At 66.0% G+C, this 1,036-nt stretch carries 1 protein-coding gene; it reads right to left on the bottom strand.

The genetic code is table 11. The features are described from left to right. Window positions 1–1,036: amino acid adenylation domain-containing protein (locus tag ACWCQK_RS42565; RefSeq protein ID WP_451164642.1), on the bottom strand; the 1,036-nt coding region annotated here is incomplete at both ends.

Genomic DNA, 1,036 nt, shown 5'->3' with positions numbered 1-1,036 from the left:
TTGTCCTCCACCCCCACCTCACCCACACCCAAAACCTCAGCGAACACAAGGCAGACCACCTCCTCACGCTCATCCGCAGGACCACGACCTGCACGCGGGGCTGCGTAGTCGGGTGCGGGCAGCGCCCTGCGGTCGACCTTGCCGTTCACCGTCAACGGCAGGACATCGAGAGTGACGATGGCAGACGGGACCATGTATTCCGGCAGGTGTGTGTGCAGGACGCCCCGGATGCCGGCGGCATCGAGTGCGGGTGCGGGCAGTTCGGGGCTGCCGGCTGCCGGAGTCACGTAGCCGATGATCCGCTTGTCTCCGGGAGTGTCCTCGCGGACGATCACGGCAGCCTGTGCGATGCCCGGCTGCGCCAGGAGTACGGTCTCGATCTCGCCGAGTTCGATACGGAAGCCGCGGACCTTGACCTGATCATCCGTGCGGCCCAGGAACTCGAGCTGCCCGTCAGCGTTCCACTTCACCAGGTCACCGGTGCGATACATCCGCTCACCCGCACCACCGAAGGGGTTCGCCACGAACCGCTCCGCCGACAACCCCGCACGACCCACATAACCACGGGCCAGACCCGCACCAGCGACGTACAGCTCGCCGGCGACACCGACAGGCACCGGCTGAAGACGCCCGTCCAGGACATACACCCGAGCATTGGCCACCGGCCTACCGACCGGCACAATCCCCTGACCCAGCGGATCCCCCGCACGGACAACGAAATCGGTGCACGCGACAGTGACCTCGGTCGGACCATAACTGTTGACCACGTCGACACCGGGATGCGCATCACGCCACCGCTGCAGATGCTCCCCCTGCACCGCCTCCCCACCCACCATCAACAGACCGGTGGGACCAAAACCGTCCCCCAGCGAGTCAAGCAGCGGCAGATGCGCGGGCGTCACCTTCAAAAACGCCAGAGACTGTTCACCGAGCACCTGCGCAAGCGACTCGTCCAGCCCGGCCACCCACACACAGCCACCACCGACCAGCGCACCCCACACCGAAGTCACACTGGTGTCGAAAGCCACCGACGCAT

Source organism: Streptomyces sp. NPDC002306 (genome assembly GCF_053593435.1).
This window is presented reverse-complemented; position numbering and strand designations above follow the sequence as displayed.